Genomic DNA, 656 nt, shown 5'->3' with positions numbered 1-656 from the left:
ACGGTCATCTTGCCGTCCAGGAACGAGTTCCAGATCGGGAGCTGATCAGAGTTCATGCCATACAGGTTGGTGGACTTGATGGTGAACATGCCCGACCCTGCCGCGTCGATCATCTCGACCTGCGACACCAGCGCGGTAGACCCGAACCCGTCGTCCGGGACGGTGCCCTTCACCACGGTCGGAGCGAGCTTGTTCTTCGAGAACGCCGCCGCCGCATCCTTCGACAACATCGTGCGCAGCAGCTCCTTCCCACCAGCCGGGTTCTTGCTGTTACTGGGAACCACGAACGGCTCACCCGCCTCCGCCCGCATGTACCCGGCAGGGGTGGTGGCCTTGTCGTCCCAGGGCAGCTCACGCACACCCTTCATCTGGAAGTTATCGGCCGTGGTCTTCTTCATCTCGTTCTCGATCCACGACCCCGACGGATACAGCAACGCCTCCTGATCCAGGCTCCACTGCGACTGCGCCTGCGTGAACTGCGTACCACCACCACCCGGCTTGACATACCCGGCCTGGATCAACGCGTAGAACTCGGTCAGAATCGCCTGCAGCGTGGGGTGGGACCAGCAATCCTCGGCAAGATTCTCCAACGGCAACCGCACATCATCACCCGACTGAATCACAGCCGAATCGATCACGAACGTCTGATAATACGT

At 60.8% G+C, this 656-nt stretch carries 1 protein-coding gene; it reads right to left on the bottom strand.

Annotated features, from left to right (window positions below):
- Positions 1-638 (bottom strand): extracellular solute-binding protein (locus ACI3KU_RS18985; RefSeq protein WP_404923894.1); only part of this gene is annotated, 638 nt, incomplete at its 3' end.
- Positions 639-656: the final 18 nt, after the last annotated feature.

Source organism: Microbacterium sp. ZW T5_56, from assembly GCF_044987425.1.
Lineage (GTDB): Bacteria > Actinomycetota > Actinomycetes > Actinomycetales > Microbacteriaceae > Microbacterium.
This window is presented reverse-complemented; position numbering and strand designations above follow the sequence as displayed.